The 20,511-nt window shown below is 70.7% G+C and carries 13 protein-coding genes and 1 pseudogene; 8 read left to right on the top strand and 6 right to left on the bottom strand.

Translation table 11 applies throughout. The annotated features are described in order from the left end of the window. Positions 1-172: 172 nt before the first annotated feature. Together ACIQU3_RS32690 and ACIQU3_RS32695 are read right to left on the bottom strand one after the other, a co-directional pair. On the bottom strand, positions 173-1,075 hold the full coding sequence (locus ACIQU3_RS32690; protein WP_031141913.1) for a tRNA (adenine-N1)-methyltransferase: 903 nt from the start codon (positions 1,073-1,075) through the stop codon (positions 173-175). Positions 1,076-1,114: 39 nt separating this feature from the next. Beyond that, a complete protein-coding gene (locus tag ACIQU3_RS32695) occupies positions 1,115-2,893 on the bottom strand; it encodes a site-2 protease family protein (RefSeq protein ID WP_403929210.1) in 1,779 nt (592 codons plus the stop codon). 188 nt (positions 2,894-3,081) lie between these two features. Here ACIQU3_RS32695 and ACIQU3_RS32700 point away from each other — a divergent pair. Together ACIQU3_RS32700 and ACIQU3_RS32705 are read left to right on the top strand one after the other, a co-directional pair. Further along, positions 3,082-4,144: pseudogene (locus ACIQU3_RS32700) on the top strand (RecB family exonuclease). A 14-nt stretch (positions 4,145-4,158) separates the two neighbouring features. Then, a complete protein-coding gene (locus tag ACIQU3_RS32705; RefSeq protein WP_030946009.1) occupies positions 4,159-4,830 on the top strand; it encodes a response regulator transcription factor in 672 nt (223 codons plus the stop codon). Between the two features lie 68 nt (positions 4,831-4,898). Here ACIQU3_RS32705 and ACIQU3_RS32710 read toward each other — a convergent pair whose 3' ends face one another. From ACIQU3_RS32710 to metH, 4 genes are all read right to left on the bottom strand, one after another. After that, entirely contained in the window at positions 4,899-6,485 is a 1,587-nt protein-coding gene (locus ACIQU3_RS32710) for an ABC transporter substrate-binding protein (protein ID WP_403728795.1), read from the bottom strand. 107 nt (positions 6,486-6,592) lie between these two features. Then, positions 6,593-8,197 (bottom strand): ABC transporter substrate-binding protein, encoded by a 1,605-nt coding sequence (locus tag ACIQU3_RS32715; protein ID WP_403728797.1) that lies wholly within the window; start codon positions 8,195-8,197, stop codon positions 6,593-6,595. A gap of 409 nt (positions 8,198-8,606) precedes the next feature. Next, positions 8,607-9,308, bottom strand: coding sequence for an HAD family hydrolase (locus ACIQU3_RS32720; protein ID WP_403728799.1), 702 nt, complete (start codon positions 9,306-9,308; stop codon positions 8,607-8,609). Between the two features lie 168 nt (positions 9,309-9,476). Next, the gene (gene metH / locus ACIQU3_RS32725) at positions 9,477-12,992 is read right to left on the bottom strand and encodes a methionine synthase (RefSeq protein ID WP_403728801.1); all 3,516 of its coding nucleotides are present in this window, start codon (positions 12,990-12,992) and stop codon (positions 9,477-9,479) included. 418 nt (positions 12,993-13,410) lie between these two features. Here metH and ACIQU3_RS32730 point away from each other — a divergent pair, with 418 nt between their 5' ends. The 6 genes from ACIQU3_RS32730 (at position 13,411) to ACIQU3_RS32755 (ending at position 20,446) form a co-directional block, all read left to right on the top strand. Then, positions 13,411-14,184 (top strand): IclR family transcriptional regulator, encoded by a 774-nt coding sequence (locus ACIQU3_RS32730; protein ID WP_053673928.1) that lies wholly within the window; start codon positions 13,411-13,413, stop codon positions 14,182-14,184. Between the two features lie 262 nt (positions 14,185-14,446). Next, positions 14,447-15,238: an MIP/aquaporin family protein gene (locus ACIQU3_RS32735; protein WP_403728805.1), complete on the top strand. Its 792-nt coding sequence runs from the start codon at positions 14,447-14,449 to the stop codon at positions 15,236-15,238. Between the two features lie 84 nt (positions 15,239-15,322). Further along, on the top strand, positions 15,323-16,861 hold the full coding sequence (gene glpK / locus ACIQU3_RS32740; protein ID WP_403728809.1) for a glycerol kinase GlpK: 1,539 nt from the start codon (positions 15,323-15,325) through the stop codon (positions 16,859-16,861). Positions 16,862-16,869: 8 nt separating this feature from the next. Beyond that, on the top strand, positions 16,870-18,486 hold the full coding sequence (locus tag ACIQU3_RS32745) for an FAD-dependent oxidoreductase (RefSeq protein WP_403728811.1): 1,617 nt from the start codon (positions 16,870-16,872) through the stop codon (positions 18,484-18,486). A 146-nt stretch (positions 18,487-18,632) separates the two neighbouring features. Beyond that, positions 18,633-19,304, top strand: coding sequence for a FadR/GntR family transcriptional regulator (locus ACIQU3_RS32750; RefSeq protein WP_403728813.1), 672 nt, complete (start codon positions 18,633-18,635; stop codon positions 19,302-19,304). A 158-nt stretch (positions 19,305-19,462) separates the two neighbouring features. After that, the gene (locus ACIQU3_RS32755; protein ID WP_403728815.1) at positions 19,463-20,446 is read left to right on the top strand and encodes a PAC2 family protein; all 984 of its coding nucleotides are present in this window, start codon (positions 19,463-19,465) and stop codon (positions 20,444-20,446) included. Positions 20,447-20,511 lie beyond the last annotated feature (65 nt).

The following is a 20,511-nucleotide window of genomic DNA, read 5'->3' on the forward strand; positions in this document are numbered from 1 at the left end:
CCCGGCGTGGGGGGGTCGCGGAACCCGGGCGGGGGGGCGGGGCGGTGGTGGGCCCCGGGGGGGGGGGCGGGCCCCGGCGGCCCCCCGGGGGGGGGGGCCGGGGGGGGGGGGGGGGGCCCCCCCCCCCCCCCCCCCCCCGGCGCCGGTGCGTTGGATGCGGTGACGAGCCGCTTCAGCGAGCGGTGCCGCCGTCGGCGTTGGGACCCGCGTAGTCCTCGCCGTAGGCGCCCTTGGCGGGGCGGCGGCGGCGCATGGGCGGCTCGACGCCGTCGGCGAGACGGCGGGCGGTGAGCAGGAAGCCGGTGTGGCCGATCATCCGGTGGTCCGGGCGGACGGCCAGGCCCTCGATGTGCCAGTTGCGGATCATCGTCTCCCACGAGGTCGGCTCGTTGAAGCAGCCGATCTCGCGGATGGACTCGACGGTCCGGGCGAGCTGGGTGGTGGTCGCCACGTAGCAGCACAGGATGCCGCCGGGGACGAGCGCCTTGGAAACGGCCTCCAGGCACTCCCAGGGGGCGAGCATGTCGAGGATGACGCGGTCCACGTCGGCGTCGGACAGGTTGTCCTGGAGGTCGCCGACGGTGAGCTGCCAGGCGGGGTGCGGTCCGCCGAAGTAGCGCTCCACGTTCGCCTGGGCGATCTCGGCGAAGTCCGCCCGGCGCTCGTAGCTGTGCAGCATGCCCTGGTCGCCGATGGCCCGCAGCAGGAAGCTGCTGAGCGAGCCGGAGCCGACGCCCGCCTCCACGACGCGCGCGCCGGGGAAGATGTCGGCGAAGGCGAGGATCTGCCCCGCGTCCTTGGGGTAGACCACGGCGGCGCCGCGGGGCATGGACAGGACGTAGTCGGGGAGCAGGGGGCGCAGCGCGAGATAGGCGACGTTCCCCGTGGTGCGGACAACGCTGCCCTCGGGAGCGCCGATCAGTTCGTCGTGCGGGAAGGAACCCTTGTGGGTGTGGAAGTTCTTCCCGGCCTCGAGCGTGAACGTGTAGTGGCGGCCCTTGGGGTCGGTCAGCTGAACCTGGTCCCCGACCTTGAAGGGCCCGCGCCTGCGGGCGGCACCGGTCGGTTCGGACATGTGACCAGCCTACCGGTCCCGGAGAGGGCCTCCGACCACTCAGCTGGGCCTGGCCATCGCCTTCACGAAGGCCCGTTCCACGTCGGCCGCCGACAGCACGCCGTAGATCTCGCCCGTCTCCTCCACGACCAGGTACTCGGTCGCGGGCGTCGCGCGCAGGGCGTCGAGGAGTTCCTCTCCCGACAGTTCCGCGGAGACGCGCATGCCGTCGGTGAGGTCCTGGGCGAGGCCGCTCACGGCGACCCAGGGGCGGCGGTGCTCGGGTACGCCCACGATGGCGGCCTCGCGGACGAGGGAGAGGGGCTGGCCGTCGGCGTCGACGACGACCAGGGCGCGGGCGCCGGCGGCGTTGGCGCGGCGCAGGGCCTCCGAGAGCGGGGTGTCGGTCTCGACCGGGACCGCGCGGCGGGTGAGGGCGCGGGCGCGCAGTTCGGGCAGGTGCTCGCGCAGCCGGGCCATGCGCAGGCTGTTGCCCGCGCCGGTCCAGATGATCGCGGCGAGGATGGCGGCGAGCAGGGCGTCGAGGACGGTGTCCATGCCGACGTTGTCGACGGCGTCGGTGCCGAGCGCGCCGGACTGGGTCAGCAGCGGCAGTCCGATGAGGACGGAGACGGCGAGGGCACGGCCGACCCAGGCGGCGGCGATGGTGCCCTTCATCGGCTTGCCGGTGATCTTCCAGACGACGGCGCGGAGCATACGGCCTCCGTCGAGGGGCAGGCCGGGCAGGAGGTTGAACGCGGCCACGATGAGGTTGGAGATCATCAGTCCGGCGAGCAGGACGCCCGGGACGGTGCCGGGTTCCACGGCCAGCAGGGCGGCGTAGAAGACACCGGCGAGGACGAGGGAGAGCAGGGGCCCGACGAAGGCCAGCACGAACTCGCGGCCGGGGGTCTCGGCCTCCTTCTCGATCTCGGAGACACCGCCGAAGAACTGGAGCTGGATGCGGCGGACCGGGAGCTTGAAGCGGAGGGCGGCGACCGTGTGGGCCAGTTCGTGGACGAGTACGGAGGCGTAGAAGGCGACGGCGAAGAACAGGGAGACCAGGTAGCGGGCGGCGCCGAGCTCGGGCAGCACGCGCTCCAGCTGGCCGCCGAAGACCCAGGTGATCAGCGCGGCGACGAGGAACCAGCTCGGCGCGACGTACACGGGCACCCCGAAGGGCCGCCCCATGAGGAGCCCACCCCGGGGCTCGGGCCGCTGGGGGGCGGGGCCTTTGCCGTCGGCCGAGTGCGCGAGAGGGCGGTCCCCGTGGAGGCCGGAGGGGCCCGGGACCGGGGCCTCAGGACCACCAGGACGCGCGCCCGGGGCCGGAGCCTCGGGACTGCCAGGGCGCGCACCCGGGGCCGGGGCCTTGCGCAGCCGGTCCGGCTCGGGCGTACCGGCGGAACCCGCCGAGTCCGGCCCTCCGGCGTAGGCGCGGTCGGGGTGTGTGTCGTGCTCGGTGGAGGCGGGCGCGGAGGCATCCGGCGTCCGGCCGTCCGGGATCTCTGGATCCGGCGTAGTGCCGGCGGTGTGGGAGGGGTCCGTCTGCGGGTTGCCCTGCGGAGCCGCCGGGGTGTCCGCGGGCGCGTTGCCCTGCGGAGCGGCCGGGGTGTCCGCGGGCGAGTTGCCCTGCGGAGCGGCCGGGGGGTCCGCGGGCGTCGCGGGGTCCGTCGGCTCCGGCGCCGGGGCGGGCTGCTCGGGGGTGGAGCGGTGCTCGTCCGTGGGCCGCTCCTCGGCGGGGGTCGGGTCGGTGGCCCGGACCGGAGGTCCCGCGTGACGCTCGGCCGACTCGTCGTTGCCGGACCGCGGCCGCCCGCGCCCGCCGCTCTCGTCCACCGGTGTCCCCTCGATCGAAGCGTCTCCCGCGCCTGCCGGACGGGAGGGTCTCGAGTCGATGGTATGCGTCAGTCGCGGTGCGTTTCGCCCCGGCACCCCTGTGTTTCCCGTACGTCGACCTCCTCTCCCGGCTTCCCCCACGGAACGCGGCCGGGTCACTGTCAGTGGCGGGCCGTAAGGTCTGGGGCATGGAGACGAGCACCGAGGGCGCGGCGCAGCCCGACAGCAGTCCGGCCGCGGCGGTGGATCCGGTACCGGCCGGGCCCGCGCAGGGTCCGGCGGACACGGCGGCACAGGCACAGTCCGTGGCGGAGGCGGCGGCCGAGACCGCGGCCGTGAGCGAGCTCGTGACCGGGTCCGCCGCCATACCCCCCACCTCACTGTCCCCCTCCCGTGCCAGCGACTTCATGCAGTGCCCGTTGCTCTACCGCTTCCGGGTGATCGACCGGCTCCCGGAGAAGCCGAGCGAGGCCGCGACCAGGGGCACGCTGGTGCACGCGGTCCTGGAGCGGCTCTTCGACGCCCCGGCCGCCGAGCGCACGGCACCACGGGCGAAGTCCCTGATCCCCGGTCAGTGGGACCGGCTGCGCGAGACCCGGCCGGAGGTCGGGGAGCTGTTCGCCGACGATCCCGAGGGCGAGCGGCTGGCGCGCTGGCTGGGCGAGGCGGAGCAGCTCGTCGAGCGCTGGTTCACCCTGGAGGACCCCAGTCGTCTGGAGCCGGCCGAGCGGGAGCTCTTCGTCGAGGCCGAGCTGGAGTCGGGGCTACGGCTGCGCGGCATCATCGACCGGGTCGACGTGGCCCCCACGGGCGAGGTGCGGATCGTCGACTACAAGACGGGGAAGGCGCCCAGGCCGGAGTACTCCGAGGGCGCCCTGTTCCAGATGAAGTTCTACGCCCTGGTGGTGTGGCGGCTGAAGAACGTGGTGCCCCGGCGGCTGCAGCTGGTCTACCTCGGCAGCGGCCAGGTGCTGACGTACGACCCGGTCCTCGCCGACCTGGAGCGGGTCGAGCGCAAACTGCTGGCGTTGTGGGACGCGATCCGGCTCGCGACCGAGACGGGCGACTGGCGGCCCCGGCCCACGAAGCTGTGCGGCTGGTGCGACCACCAGGCGCACTGCCCGGAGTTCGGGGGCACTCCCCCGCCGTATCCGCTGCCGGTGCCCGAGGCGGGGCTTCCGGCGCAGCCCGTCGCCGGTGAGGGCGGCTGAGTCCGGCGGACCCGCGCAGGGCAGAATGGGGCCGGACTAGCGAAGGAGACTTACGTGGCCATCCGCGTCCTACTGGTCGACGACCAGCCGCTGCTCCGTACCGGCTTCCGGATGATCCTGGAGGCCGAGCAGGACCTCGCGGTCGTCGGGGAGGCCGGTGACGGACTGCAGGCACTCGACCAGGTGCGTGCGCTACAGCCCGATGTGGTTCTGATGGACATCCGCATGCCGCGGATGGACGGTGTGGAGGCGACCCGGCAGATCACCGGGCCCGGGCGGGACGGCCCGGCGAAGGTGCTGGTGCTGACCACGTTCGACCTCGACGAGTACGTGGTGGAGGCGCTGCGCGCCGGTGCCAGCGGGTTCCTGCTCAAGGACGCTCCCGCCAACGAGCTGGTGCAGGCCATCCGGGTCGTCGCCGGGGGCGAGGCCATGCTCGCACCGAGCATCACCCGTCGGCTGCTCGACAAGTACGCCACACATCTGCCGTCGGGTGACGAGCCGGTACCGGACACCCTGCACACGCTCACCGACCGCGAGGTCGAGGTGCTGAAGCTGGTGGCGCGCGGGCTGTCCAACGCCGAGATCGCCGCCGACCTGTTCGTCAGCGAGACCACCGTGAAGACGCATGTGGGCCATGTGCTGACGAAGCTGGGCCTGCGCGACCGCGTGCAGGCGGCGGTGTACGCGTACGAGAGCGGGCTGGTGCGTCCCGGCGCGCAGTGACGGCCGCGAGCCGGTATGCGAGAGGGCGCCCCCCGCCGAGCGGGAGGCGCCCTCTTCACATCGAAGTGTCAGGCGTCGTCCTTGCTGAGCTCCCAGAAGCGGAACACCGTGGAGGCGTCGAGGCAGTACTCCAGGCCGTAGACGCCGTCGCGGACGACCGCGTACTGCTTGGCCTGCCACACGGGCAGGACGGGCAGTTCGTCGGCGACGATGTCCTGCAGCTCGCCGAACTCCTTGTCCGTGGAGGCCCGGTTGGTCGTGGCGGCGGTGCGCGGGATGAGCGAGCCGGTGATCGTGCCGTTGTCGTAGTTGTTGCTCAGCACGTTGCCCTTGCCGAAGAAGGGGGCCGTGAAGTTGTCGGCGTCCGGGTAGTCCGGCACCCAGCCCTTCACGTAGACGCCGTACTTGCCGGCGGCGATGTCCTTCTCGTACTGGCCGAAGGGCACGGACTTGACGCTCGCGTCGAACAGGCCGCTGGCGTTGAGCTGGCCGGCGATGGCGTTCAGCTCCTGGTCGGTCGCGGGGCCGTAGCGGGACGGGGTCGACCAGAGGGTGAGCTTCACCTTGCCGGTGATGCCGTCCTCGCGCAGCGCGGCCTGGGCCTTGGCCCTGGAGGGGCGGGCGCCGTAGGTGTCGAAGAAGGCCGTGTTGTGGCCCGCGATACCGGCCGGGATGATCGAGTACAGCGGGGTCGCGGTGCCCTGGTAGACGTCCTTGATGAGGGCTTCGCGGTCGAGCAGGTGGGCGATGGCCTTGCGCACGCCGAGCTTTCCGGCGACCGGGTCGTCCATGTTGAACACCAGGTGCTGGACCTCGGCGCTGCTGCCCTCGACGACCTCCGTGCCGGTGCCGTCGTCGGCCTTCTCCATGTCGGCGACGTCGCCCGCGGTGAGACCGCGGTAGGCGATGTCGACCTCCTCGTTCTGGATGGCCTGCTTCAGGGCGGTCTGGTCGCCGTCGAAGAACTTCAGCGTCACACCGGTGTTCTTCACCTTGGCGGTGCCCTCGTAGTTCTCGTTGACGGAGAAGACGGCCTGGTCTTCGTCGAACGAGTCGAGCTTGTACGGGCCGGAGCCGACGGCCTGGCCGTCCTTGCGGAGCTTGCCCGCGTCGTACTCGTTGTGGTCGACGATCGAGCCGGCACCGGAGGCGATCTTGCTCGGGAAGGTGGCGTCGGCCGTGTTCAGCTGGAAGACGACCGTCTTCTCGTCCGGGGTCTCGACCTTGTCGAGCGTGGGGAACATGATCGCGGGCCCGTCGGGGTCGTTGATCTTCAGCATGCGGTCGAAGGAGAACTTCACGTCCTCCGAGGTGAGCGCGTCACCGTTGCTGAACTTGAGGCCGTCCTTCAGCGTGCACTTGTAGACCCGGGTCTGCGTGTCGCTGAAGGCGCAGGCCTCGGCGGCCTCCGGCTGGGGTTCCGTCGCGCCCTTGGGGAAGCTCAGCAGGGACTGGAAGACGTTGTTGAACAACAGCCAGGAGCCGGGGTCGTAGCCGGAGGCCGGGTCCGTGGCCAGGACGTCGTCGGACATCCCCACCACCACGTTGGAGCCGTCCCCCGCGGAGTCTCCGCTCTCCGTGCCACAGCCGGTCAGCAGTCCGGAGGCGAGGCCCGCCACGATCGGCAGGACCGGCCACTGGTTGCGTAGGTTCACGTGTGTGCCTTGTCGTCGGTTCTCGAGAACTCCCGGAGCATGTCCTGGCTCCGGGGCAGGGTTCCCCGGGGGCCGCGGTCACCGGCCCCGGGGATCCATCGGGTGCGTCAGCCGCTCACGCCCCGCCCGAGCTCCCACAGCTGGAGCGTCGAGGCGGAGTTGAGCGCGTACGCGGTACCCGTGACGTCGTCGCGGGCGGCGACGTACTGCTTGCCCTGCCACAGCGGCAGCACCGGCACGTCACCGGCGACGATGTCCTGAATGTCCGTCAGGCTGGTGGAGGCGGACAGGCGGTCCGCCTCACGGCGGGACTCCGGGATCAGGGTGTTGCGGATCCGGCTGTTGTCGTACGGCGAGCCGAGCGTGTTGTCGGCGTCGAGGAACGGCGCGAGGAAGTTGTCGGCGTCCGGGAAGTCCGGGAACCAGCCCATGCCGTAGACGTCGTACTCGCCCTTCTTCTCGGCCGGGCGGAACGTGTCCCAGGGGGTGCCCTTGATGCCGACGTCGAACAGGCCGCTGGAGTTCAGCTGGTCGCGCAGGACCTCGAACTCCTTCTTGGTGGCCGGGCCGTAGTGGTCGGTGGTGTAGTGCAGCGTCAGCTTCACCGGGGTGGTGATGTTCGCCTGGTTGAGCAGGGCCCGGGCCTTGCTGACGTTCGGCTCGCCGTACTTGTTGAAGAACGAGTTGGAGTGGCCGGTGACGCTGGCCGGGACCAGCGAGTAGAGCGGCTCTGCCTGGGAGCCGTAGACCTTGGAGACCAGGGCGCTGCGGTTGACGAGCTGGGCCATCGCCTGGCGTACCGCCTTGGACTTCACCGTCGGCGCGTCGGTGTTGAAGCCCAGGTAGCGGATCTCCAGGCCGGGCATCTCGACGAGGTCCACGTCGGTGCCGGCGTCGCCCGAGAGCTTGCGGATCTGATCCGGCGACATGGCGCGGGTCATCAGGTCGATGTCGCCCTTGTCCAGCGCCTCGCCCATGGCGTCGGCGTCCTTGAAGGACACCATGTCGACCTTGTCGTTGTTCACCTTGAGGGTGCCCTGGTAGTCGGGGTTCCGGGTGAACTCGGCCTTGGTCAGCTCGCCGTTCTCGACGTCGGCCTTGAGGGTGTACGGGCCGGAGCCCTCCAGGTCGAAGCCGTCGCGCAGCTTGTTCTTGGGGTAGTCCTCGGGGTCGACGATGCCGGCGACGGGGGTCGACAGTTTGTACGGGAAGGTCGCGTCGGCCGTCTTGAGGTGGAAGATGACCTCGCGGTCGCCCTGGGTCTCGACGGTGTCGACGGTGGACAGCAGGGCGAACACCCCGCTGTCGGCCTTGAGGGAGCGGGCGCGGTCGATGGAGTACTTCACGTCGGCCGCGGTGACAGCGTTGCCGTTGGAGAATTTCAGGCCGTCGCGCAGGGTGCAGGCGTAGCGCTCGTTGCCGGTGTCGGTGAAGCCGCACCGCTCGGCGGCCTCCGGTACCGGCTCACCCTCGCCGCGCGGCTGGATCATCAGTGTCTGCACGGTCTGGCGCAGGATGTTCCAGGTGCCGACGTCGTAGGCGTACGCCGGGTCGAGGGGGGCGGGGGCGTCCTTCGAAGCGGTGAACCGGTCCGTGGTGCCGACAACGATCGCGTCCCCGTCGGTGCTCCCGCTGTCGGTCCCGCCGCAGGCGGCGAGCACCGGCGCGAGCAGGCCGATCACGGCCGGCAGCACCAAAGTCTTGCGGTTCATGCTCGAGATTCTCCAGAGCTGTCGACTCCGTGCACCCGGCATGCAGGGGTGGCGCAGCCGATCACGGGGGTGGGGCGATGTTCTCGCGACGAGATTAGTCCGGGCCGGCAGGAGGGTTCGCAGCCACCGGAGTTGAGCACCCATCACGCTGCGGAACCGGGCGCGGACAGACCGAAAACCCGACAGTGGAAGCTTTGGTACAGCGTTCCATCAATCGGGACACAAGGGCACGCCGACGACCCCCCTGGAGGGGTGCGCAGCACATGCCGGATCGGCTGTCGACCCCGGACCGCGTGGGGAACGTCACACGCGTAAACGGGTTCCGGGGTACGGGAATTCGATCGCCGGGGGGAGGTCGAATTCACTTTCGGAATTGCCGTTCTAAGGCCGCTGCACGCTGGGTGAAGGTCTAGCGCATTTCCGTCATCAGACCGTGCAGAAATGTCAGGTCGACCTCTTCGAGGGAGGTGACGACGGTGCGGCGCAGGGCCGGGGTGATGGGGGCCACGGAGGGCACGGCCACGACCTGGCAGCCCGCGGCCTCGGCGGCGGCGACGCCGGTCGCGGTGTCCTCGATGACGGCGCACCGGGCCGGGTCGGCGCCGAGTCCGGCGGCGGCGGCCAGGTAGGGATCGGGGTGGGGCTTGGTGCGCGGCACCTCGTCGCCGGCCACGGTCAGGCTGAAGTGGTGGGCGCCCAGCGAGGTGAGGACCCGGTCGATGATGCGCCGGTGCGAGGCGGAGACGAGGGCGGTGGGGATCTCGTACTCGTACAGCTCGGCGAGCAGCCGGCCGGCTCCCGGCATCAGCGGCAGGGCGCGGCCGATGCGGCCCTCGAAGCCGTCGTTCAGGAGCACGGTGAGCTCGTCCAGGGCGATGTCGGCGCCGGTGGCCTCGATGAGGAACCCGGCGCTGCGGGTCATCGGCCCGCCCACCACGACGTGGCGCCAGGACTCGTCGAGCCTGTGGCCGAGGGAGGCGAAGACCTCGACCTCGACGTCCCACCAGAAGCCCTCCGTGTCCACCAGGGTGCCGTCCATGTCGAGAAGCACGGCCTGCAGGGCCGACCCCTCGGCCGACCGGGTACCGAGCGCGGGGACCGTACTGGTCATCCACCTACCTCCTTGAGGGACGATCAGGCCGGTTCCCACACGGGGAACCGGCCTGCAGTGGACCGACCAGTCTACGTCGTCCGTGAGCGATGTGCCTCGTTTAGCAGCTGTGCCCCGGGGCACACCGTGGATACGCCGGGGGTGGCTGTGACGTGCGCCGGAGGGCGCTCAGCGGGCGTTGAAGTACTTCGCCTCCGGGTGGTGGATCACGATGGCGTCCGTGGACTGCTCGGGGTGCAGCTGGAACTCCTCGGACAGCTGGACGCCGATGCGCTCCGGCTCCAGCAGGTCGGCGATCTTCGCCCGGTCCTCCAGGTTCGGGCAGGCGCCGTAGCCGAGGGAGAAGCGGGCGCCCCGGTACTTCAGCTCGAACATGCCCTGCATCTCGTCCGGGTCCTCGCCGGCGAAGCCGAGTTCGGAGCGGACGCGTGCGTGCCAGTACTCGGCGAGTGCCTCGGCCAGCTGCACGGACAGCCCGTGCAGTTCCAGGTAGTCCCGGTAGGCGTTGGCCTCGAAGAGCCGCGCGGTCTCCTCACCGATGCGTGAGCCGACGGTGACGACCTGAAGGCCGACGACGTCGGTCTCGCCGGACTCCTCCGGGCGGAAGAAGTCGGCCAGGCACAGGCGGCGGCCGCGGCGCTGGCGCGGGAAGGTGAAGCGGGTGCGCTCGTTGCCCTGCTCGTCCAGGATGATCAGGTCGTCGTCCTTGGAGACGCACGGGAAGTAGCCGTAGACCACGGCCGCCTCCAGCAGGTTCTCCGTCTGGAGCCGGTCCAGCAGGCCGCGCAGCCGGGGCCGTCCCTCGCTCTCGACGAGTTCGTCGTAGGAGGGGCCCTCGCCGGTGCGGGCCTGCTTCAGGCCCCACTGGCCCTTGAAGAGGGCGCCCTCGTCGAGCCAGCTCGCGTACTCCTTGAGCTGGATGCCCTTGATCACGCGGGTGCCGCGGAAGGGCGGCTCGGGGACGGGGTTGTCGGTGGCGACGTCGGAGCGGACGTGCCCCTCCTCGGGCCGTTCCTCGACGGCGGCCGGGGCGGTCGCCCGGACCCGGCGCTGTTTCAGTTCGGGCAGCTTGGCGCCGGGCACGCCCCGCTTGACGCCGATCAGAGCGTCCATCAGGCGCAGGCCCTCGAAGGCGTCGCGGGCGTAGCGGACCTCGCCCTCGTAGATCTCGTACAGGTCCTGCTCGACGTAGGCCCGGGTCAGGGCGGCGCCGCCGAGGATGACCGGGAAGTTCGCCGCCAGGCCGCGCTGGTTCAGCTCCTCCAGGTTCTCCTTCATGATCACGGTGGACTTGACCAGGAGTCCGGACATGCCGATGACGTCGGCCCGGTGTTCCTCGGCGGCGTCCAGGATCGCGGAGACCGGCTGCTTGATGCCCAGGTTGACGACGTTGTAGCCGTTGTTGGACAGGATGATGTCGACGAGGTTCTTGCCGATGTCGTGCACGTCGCCGCGGACGGTGGCGAGCACGATGGTGCCCTTGCCCGCCTCGTCGGACTTCTCCATGTGCGGTTCGAGGTGGGCGACGGCCGACTTCATGACCTCGGCGGACTGGAGCACGAACGGCAGCTGCATCTGGCCGGAGCCGAACAGTTCGCCGACGACCTTCATGCCGTCCAGCAGGGTCTCGTTGACGATGTCCAGGGCGGGCCGCTCCTGGAGGGCCTCGTCCAGGTCTGCTTCGAGGCCGTTCTTCTCACCGTCGATGATGCGGCGCTTCAGGCGCTCGTCCAGCGGCAGGGCGGCCAGTTCCTCGGCCTTGCCCGCCTTGAGGGACTTGGCGGTGGCGCCCTCGAAGAGCTGCATGAGCTTCTGGAGCGGGTCGTAGCCCTCGGCGCGGCGGTCGTGGATGAGGTCCAGGGCCGTCTGCACCTCCTCCTCGCTGAAGCGGGCGATCGGGAGGATCTTCGAGGCGTGCACGATGGCCGAGTCCAGGCCCGCCTTGACGCACTCGTCGAGGAAGACGGAGTTCAGCAGGATGCGGGCGGCCGGGTTGAGGCCGAAGGAGATGTTGGACAGGCCGAGGGTGGTCTGCACCTTCGGGTGGCGTCGCTTCAGCTCGCGGATGCCCTCGATGGTGGCGATGCCGTCCTTGCGGGACTCCTCCTGGCCGGTGCAGATCGTGAAGGTCAGACAGTCGACGAGGATGTCCTCCTCGTGGATGCCCCAGTTGCCGGTCAGGTCGGTGATGAGGCGTTCGGCGATCTCGACCTTCTTCTCGGCGGTGCGGGCCTGGCCCTCCTCGTCGATGGTCAGCGCGATCAGGGCCGCGCCGTGCTCCTTGGCCAGGGCGGTCACCTTGGCGAAGCGGGACTCGGGGCCGTCGCCGTCCTCGTAGTTGACCGAGTTGATCACCGCGCGGCCGCCGAGCTTCTCCAGGCCGGCCTGGATGACGTCGACCTCGGTGGAGTCCAGCACGATCGGCAGGGTGGAGGCGGTGGCGAAGCGGCCGGCGAGTTCCTCCATGTCGGCCACGCCGTCCCGGCCGACGTAGTCCACGCAGAGGTCGAGCATGTGCGCGCCCTCGCGGATCTGGTCGCGGGCCATCTCCACACAGTCGTCCCAGCGGCCTTCCAGCATGGCCTCGCGGAACTTCTTCGAGCCGTTGGCGTTGGTCCGCTCGCCGATGGCCAGGTAGGAGGTGTCCTGCCGGAACGGCACGGACTGGTACAGCGAGGCCGCGCCCGGCTCGGGCTGCGGGCTGCGGTCGGTCGGGGTCACGTCCCGGACGCGCTCGACCAGCCGGCGCAGGTGCTCGGGGGTGGTGCCGCAGCAGCCGCCGACGAGGGAGAGGCCGTAGTCCTGGACGAAGGTCTGCTGGGCGTCGGCCAGGCCCTCGGGGTCGAGCGGGAAGTGCGCGCCGTCCTTGGTGAGGATCGGCAGGCCGGCGTTCGGCATGCACAGCAGGGGGATGCGCGAGTGGCGCGTCAGGTAGCGCAGGTGCTCGCTCATCTCGGCGGGGCCGGTCGAGCAGTTCAGGCCGATCATGTCGATGCCGAGGGGCTCCAGGGCGGTCAGCGCCGCGCCGATCTCGGAGCCGAGGAGCATGGTGCCGGTGGTCTCGAAGGCCATCGAGCACAGCAGCGGGACCTCGACACCGGTGGCCTCCATGGCGCGGCGGGCGCCCAGGACGGAGGCCTTCGTCTGGAGCAGGTCCTGGGTGGTCTCCACGAGCAGCGCGTCCGCGCCGCCCGCGAGCAGTCCCTCGGCGTTGGCCTGGTATCCGTCGCGGATCGTGGCGTAGGCGACGTGGCCGAGCGTCGGCAGCTTGGTGCCGGGGCCGACCGAGCCGAGCACCCAGCGCGGGCGGCCGTCCCGGGCGGCGTACTCGTCGGCCACCTCGCGGGCGATCCGGGCGCCCGTCTCGGACAGCTCGTGCACGCGGTCGGAGATGTCGTACTCGGCGGCGGCGGTGTGGTTGGCGCCGAAGGTGTTGGTCTCCACGCAGTCCACACCGGCGTCGAAGTACTCGGCGTGGACCGAACGGACGATGTCCGGCCGCGTCACGTTGAGGATCTCGTTGCAGCCTTCGAGGTTCTCGAAGTCCTCGAGTGTGGGGTCCTGCGCCTGGAGCATGGTGCCCATGGCTCCGTCGGCCACCACCACTCGGGTGGCCAGGGCTTCTCGGAGCGCGGACACACGAGCCCGGCTGTCTGCGGAAGGGGTCGGCGGCAACGCGGCCATGAAAGAGGCTCCCTCGGATGCGACGACTGTCGGCTTTGCGGCTTCCCGGGCATCACGAGGCGTCCCGGGGAAGGGCGCACCGCGCCAGCGTAACCGGGAGTGGGCTTGGATGGGCAGCGCGTCCACGGGGCGGACTCCGGTGGCGCCGGAACGGCCGCACGGCGGCGTGCCGGCCACCGCGCGAACGGCCCGGCGGTGGTTCGCCCGTCACCCTGTGCCGTCATCATGGGCGCGGCCCGCCGGCGACGGATCGGTCACCGTCAAGGCGGTGGAACCGCGGCGTGTCGGCCATCGTGACGCAACAAATGGCGCCCCGCCATTAGCGAGAGGTCGGCATCGACCGGTAGTGTTCGACATTGCCGAACGAGGGCTGTGGTGACGCTTGTCGGCGGTCGAAGGGGACGGAGGCAGTACGGCGATGGCACGGAACATCCAGTCGCTCGAACGGGCGGCCGCGATGCTGCGGCTGCTGGCGGGCGGCGAGCGGCGGCTCGGCCTGTCCGACATCGCCTCGTCGCTGGGCCTGGCCAAGGGCACCGCCCACGGCATCCTGCGCACCCTGCAGCAGGAGGGCTTCGTCGAGCAGGACGACGCCTCCGGGCGCTACCAGCTGGGCGCGGAGCTGCTGCGCCTGGGCACCACCTACCTCGATGTGCACGAGCTGCGGGCGCGCGCCCTGGTGTGGGCCGACGACCTGGCCCGTTCCAGCGGCGAGAGCGTCTATCTGGGCGTCCTGCACCAGCAGGGCGTACTGATCGTGCACCACGTCTTCCGGCCCGACGACAGCAGGCAGGTCCTGGAGATCGGGGCCATGCAGCCACTGCACTCCACGGCCCTGGGCAAGGTGCTGTCCGCCTACGACCCGGTGGCGCACAGCGAGGCCCTGGAAGCCGACCGCAAGGCGTTCACCGACCGGACCGTGTGCGAGCCGGAGGGCTTCGAGCACATCCTCGACGTCACACGCGCGCGGGGGTACGCGGCGGACGTGGAGGAGACCTGGGAGGGCGTGGCCTCCATCGCCGCCCCCATCCACGACCGGCGGCGGATGCCGGTCGGCTCGGTGGGCATCACGGGCGCCGTGGAGCGGCTGTGCCGGCCCGACGACGAGGCCGCGCTGCGGCCCGAGCTCATCGCGGCGGTACGGGACTGCGCCCGCGCGGTGTCGCGAGACCTGGGCGCCGGGCGGTTCTGAGGGCACACGAGCGGACCGGAACGCCGTACGGCGTTCCGGTCCTCGGCATGCCCGCGCCCACCTACGGCAAAGATCACTGAGCCCGGGGCGATCAGTAACGATCAGATTTTCGAGTCCACAGCCCTTGACGTGCTCGTAACGCCGAAGCAAGACTCCCGTCCATCGGTCGACATTGTCGAACAGCTACCGGCAATACGCGCTAGAGTGTGACAACGCCAGGCCGGTATCGAACTTCCCTGGACGTAGGACAAAGGAGTCGCGGGTGTCCAGCTCCGACATCTTCATCGGCGAGACCATCGGTACCGCCATACTCATCCTCCTCGGCGGCGGCGTCTGTGCCGCCGTCACCCTGAAGGCCTCCAAGGCCCGCAACGCCGGCTGGCTCGCCATCACCTTCGGGTGGGGCTTCGCGGTGCTCACGGCCGTCTACACCTCGGCACCGCTGTCCGGTGCCCATCTGAATCCGGCCGTCACCCTCGCGCTCGCGATCAAGGACGGCGACTGGAAGAACGTTCCGGTCTACTGGGCCGGACAGGTCCTCGGCGCCATGATCGGCGCGGCCCTGGTCTGGATCGTCTACTACGGTCAGTTCCACGCCCACCTCACCGACCGCGAGATAGTCGGCGGGCCGGGCGCGCAGGACACCGCCAAGGCCGTCGAGGCCCGGGAGAAGGGCGCCGGCCCCGTGCTGGGCGTCTTCTCCACCGGCCCCGAGGTCCGGGTCGCCTGGCAGAACATCGCCACGGAGGTCATCGGCACCATCGTGCTGGTGCTCGCCGTGCTCACCCAGGGCCTGAACGACAAGGGCAACGGTCTGGGCACCCTGGGCGCCCTGGTCACCGCGCTCGTCGTGGTCTCCATCGGCCTCTCGCTCGGCGGCCCGACGGGGTACGCGATCAACCCGGCCCGTGACCTCGGTCCGCGCATCGTGCACGCCCTGCTTCCCCTGCCCAACAAGGGCGGCTCCGACTGGGGCTACGCCTGGGTCCCCGTGGTGGGTCCGCTGATCGGCGGCGCCATCGCGGCGGGCATCTACAACGTCGCATTCGCCTAGGAGCCCGTTTCTCGCGCCTGAGCGAAACTTCCAGCACGCGCCGTACGTAAAGCCCCTTAAACCCGGAATTACCAGGAGCACACAGTGACCGACGCGCACACCGCCGGCCCCTTCATCGCCGCCATCGACCAGGGCACCACCTCCAGCCGCTGCATCGTCTTCGACCGGGACGGCCGGATCGTCTCCGTCGACCAGAAGGAGCACGAGCAGATCTTCCCGAAGCCGGGCTGGGTCGAGCACAACGCCACCGAGATCTGGACGAACGTCCAGGAGGTCGTCGCCGGGGCCATCGAGAAGGCCGGCATCACCCGGGACGACATCAAGGCCATCGGCATCACCAACCAGCGCGAGACGACCGTGCTGTGGGACAAGAACACCGGTGAGCCCGTCCACAACGCCATCGTCTGGCAGGACACCCGCACCGACGCCCTGTGCCGCGAGCTCGGCCGCAACGTCGGCCAGGACCGCTTCCGCCGCGAGACGGGCCTCCCCCTCGCCTCCTACTTCGCCGGCCCCAAGGCCCGCTGGCTGCTCGACAACGTCGACGGCCTGAAGGAGCGCGCCGAGGCGGGAGACATTCTTTTCGGCACGATGGACACCTGGGTCATCTGGAACCTGACCGGTGGTGCCGACGGCGGCAAGCACGTCACCGACGTCACCAACGCCTCCCGCACCATGCTCATGAACCTGCACACCATGCAGTGGGACGAGAAGATCTGCGAGTCCATCGGCGTCCCGCAGCAGATCCTGCCCGAGATCCGCTCCTCCGCGGAGGTCTACGGCGAGATCACCGGCGGGAAGCTGGGCGACCTGCTCGGCGGCATTCCGGTCGCCTCCGCGCTCGGCGACCAGCAGGCGGCCCTGTTCGGCCAGACCTGTTTCGCCGAGGGCGAGACCAAGTCGACCTACGGCACCGGCACCTTCATGGTGATGAACACCGGTGACAAGATCATCAACTCCTACAGCGGCCTGCTGACGACGGTCGGCTACAAGATCGGCGACCAGAAGACGGTCTACGCCCTGGAGGGCTCGATCGCCGTCACCGGTTCGCTGGTGCAGTGGATGCGCGACCAGATGGGCCTGATCTCCACCGCCGCCGAGATCGAGACCCTCGCCCTGTCGGTCGAGGACAACGGCGGCGCCTACTTCGTGCCGGCCTTCTCCGGTCTGTTCGCCCCGTACTGGCGCTCCGACGCCCGCGGTGTGATCGCCGGTCTGACCCGGTACGTCACCAAGGCGCACCTCGCGCGCGCCGTCCTGGAGGCCACCGCCTGGCAGACGCGTGAGATCGCCGACGCCATGACGAAGGACTCCGGCGTGGAGCTGACCGCCCTCAAGGTCGACGGCGGCATGACCTCCAACAACCTGCTGATGCAGACCCTCGCCGACTTCGTGGACGCCCCCGTGGTGCGCCCGATGGTCGCCGAGACCACCTGCCTCGGCGCCGCCTACGCCGCCGGTCTCGCCGTCGGCTTCTGGAACAGCACCGACGACCTGCGCGCCAACTGGCGCCGGGCCGCCGAGTGGACCCCCCGCATGGACGCGGAGACCCGCGCCCATGAGTACAAGAACTGGCTCAAGGCCGTCGAGCGGACCATGGGCTGGCTCGAGGACGAGGAGTAAGAAACAGCATGACCACCAAGTCCACCCTGCAGTCCGTGCCTGCCCTGGGGACGCACCCGGCCTCCGGCTCGAACCCGAGCCGAGCCGAGACCAGGGAGCAGCTTTCCAAGGCGTCGTACGACCTTCTCGTGATCGGCGGCGGCATTCTGGGCATCTCCACCGCCTGGCACGCCGCGCAGTCCGGCCTCAGGGTGGCTCTGGTGGACGCCGGCGACTTCGCCGGCGCCACGTCCTCCGCCTCCTCCAAGCTCCTCCACGGCGGTCTGCGCTACCTGCAGACCGGCGCGGTGAAGCTGGTGGCGGAGAACCACTTCGAGCGCCGTGCGGTCTCCCGTCAGGTGGCTCCCCACCTGGCGAACCCGCTCACGTTCTACCTCCCCGTGTACAAGGGCGGGCCGCACGGCGCGGCGAAGCTCGGTGCGGGCGTCTTCGCCTACTCCGCGCTCTCCGCTTTCGGTGACGGTGTCGGCCACCTTCTGTCCCCCGCCAAGGCGGCGCAGGACGTGCCCGAGCTGCGCACCGAGAACCTGAAGGCCGTGGCCGTCTACGGCGACGACCAGATGAACGACGCGCGCATGGCGCTGATGACGGTCCGCGGGGCCGTCGAGGCGGGCGCGGTCGTCCTCAACCACGCCGAGGTGACCGGACTGCGCTTCACGCAGGGCCGGGTCACGGGCGCCGAACTGAAGGACCGCCTGTCCGGGGACGAGTTCGGCGTCAGCGCCCGGCTGGTGCTGAACGCGACCGGTCCGTGGGTCGACCACCTGCGCAAGATGGAGGACCCGAACGCGGCGCCGTCGATCCGTCTGTCGAAGGGCGCGCACCTGGTCCTCAAGCGCACCTCCCCCTGGAAGGCCGCGCTCGCCACCCCGATCGACAAGTACCGCATCACCTTCGCCCTCCCCTGGGAGGACATGCTGCTGCTCGGCACCACCGACGAGGAGTTCGAGGGCGACCCGGCGGACGTCTCCGTCACGGAGAAGGACATAGCCCAGATCCTCGACGAGGCCGCCTTCTCCGTCCGTGACCAGCAGCTGGACCGTGATCTCATCACCTACGCCTTCGCGGGCCTGCGGGTGCTGCCGGGCGGCCCCGGCGACACCTCGAAGGCCAAGCGCGAGACGGTGGTGACCGAGGGCCGGGGCGGCATGCTGTCCGTCGCGGGCGGCAAGTGGACCACGTTCCGCCACATCGGCCGGACGATCATGCAGAAGCTGGAGTCGCTGCCGGGCCACCCGCTGGGCGACGACTTCGAACCGATCAGCACGCTGCCGAAGAAGCTGCCGCTGCCCGGCATCGCCAACCCGCGCGCGGTCGCCCACCGGCTGCTCACCGACCGGCCGGCGCCTGGCCCGCGCATGGCGGCGGACACGGCCAAGCACCTGGCCACCCACTACGGCTCGCTGGCCTTCGACATCGCCCGCATGGCCAACGAGAGCCCCGAACTCGCCGAGCGCGTCCACCCCGACGCCCCGGAGATCTGGGCGCAGGTCGTCTGGGCCCGGGACCACGAGTGGGCCGAGACGCAGGACGACGTGCTGCGCCGCCGCACGACGCTGACGATCCGCGGCCTCGCCACGGACGACGTCCGCGCCAAGGTGCAGGACTTGCTCGACAAGAAGTAAGCACGGGTACGGGGGGAACCCCATCCCGGCAGGGGCGGCTCCACGCCGACGGAGCCGCCCCTGCCGCATTTTCCGCGCCCGCATAATGACCTGATACGTCGGAGGTCTCTGATACGTCGGAGGTCTCAACGCACAGGGAGGCCGCCATGGCAGTCACCGACGAGGCGATCGAGAAGATCAAGGGGATGATCGTCTCCGGCGCGCTGCGCCCGGGCGACCGACTGCCCAAGGAGAGCGAACTCGCCGCCGGACTCGGGCTGTCGCGCAACTCCCTGCGGGAGGCCGTACGCGCCCTGTCTCTGATCCGGATTCTCGACGTACGGCAGGGCGACGGCACGTACGTCACCAGCCTCGACCCGCAACTCCTGCTGGAGGCGATGAGCTTCGTCGTCGACTTCCACCGTGACGACACGGTCCTGGAGTTCCTGGCCGTACGCCGCATCCTGGAGCCGGCGGCGACCGCCATGGCGGCGCTGCGCATCAGCGAGCAGCAACTGGACGCGCTCGACGCCCAGCTGGACAGGCTCGGCGACGGCCCGTCCGTGGAGGAGCTCGTCGCCTGCGACCTGGAGTTCCACCGGGGCATCGTGCGCAGTTCGGGCAACTCCGTGCTGTGCTCGCTGCTGGACGGCATCTCGGGCCCCACGACCCGGGCCCGGATCTGGCGCGGCCTCACCCAGGAGGACGCCGTCGCCCGCACCCTGCGCGAGCACCGCGCGATCCTCGCCGCCCTGCGCGACCGGGACGCCGAGGCGGCGCGCTGCTGGGCGACCGTGCACGTCGCGAGTGTGGAGCAGTGGCTGCGCTCCTCGCTGTGACCAGGGCCGCACGGACTGCCCGGACGAGTCCGGGGTGTTCAGGGGCGGATCGCGGGGCAGTGATGGGGGCACTCCCCCTGCGAGGGGGCTGCGGGCGCCCCCGCGGCACGCCGTAAGGTTGTGTGGTCAAGCGAGGGCACGTCGGAAGGAGGCGCTGGGTGATCGAGCTCGAGGGGGTTCCCGAGCTGGTCGACCCGGTCATGGTGGCCGCGTTCGAGGGCTGGAACGATGCCGGCGACGCCGCCTCCACCGCGGTCGCGCATCTGGACAGGGAATGGAAGGGCGAGGTGTTCGCGGCGCTGGACGCCGAGGACTACTACGACTTCCAGGTCAACCGCCCCACCGTGTTCATGGAAGCGGGCGTCCGCAAGATCACCTGGCCCACGACCAGGCTGTCGGTGGTCCGGGTCGGCGGGGAGAAGCCGCGCGACCTCGTCCTGGTGCGGGGCATCGAGCCGTCCATGCGCTGGCGCTCGTTCTGCAACGAACTGCTGGGCTTCGCGCACGAACTGGGCGTGGAACTGGTGGTCGTCCTGGGCGCCCTGCTCGGTGACACCCCGCACACCCGTCCGGTTCCGATCAGCGGTACGACGTCCGACCCGGACCTGGCCCGCCGCATGGACCTGGAGGAGACCAAGTACGAGGGCCCCACGGGCATCGTCGGCGTCCTCCAGGAGGCCTGCACGCACGCGGGTGTCCCGGCCGTCTCGCTGTGGGCGGCGGTGCCGCACTACGTGTCGCAGCCGCCGAACCCGAAGGCCACGATGGCCCTGCTGAACCGCCTGGAGGACCTGATCGACGTGCGCATCCCGCTGGGCGAGCTGCCCGAGGACGCGCGTGCCTGGCAGGTCGGCGTGGACCAGCTGGCCGCCGAGGACAGCGAGGTCGCCGAGTACGTCCAGTCGCTGGAGGAGGCCCGGGACACCGCCGAGCTCCCGGAGGCGTCCGGGGAGGCCATCGCCCGGGAGTTCGAGCGCTATCTGCGGCGCCACGACGGCGGCGGACCGCCCGCGCCCGGCGGTCACGCCACGGCCGACGGCAGTGACAGCACGTCGTACCTGCGGGACAACCCCAGTGGCCGCACCCGCCCGCCGAAGCCTCCGAAGGCGGGCACGGACGACGACGAGTCGTCGGAGGACTGAGCACACCGCACGCATACGCCACAGGGGCGCCTCCCGAACGGGAGACGCCCCTGTGCGTGCCTGTC

Source organism: Streptomyces sp. NPDC101110, assembly GCF_044759525.1.
Classification (GTDB): Bacteria; Actinomycetota; Actinomycetes; order Streptomycetales; family Streptomycetaceae; genus Streptomyces.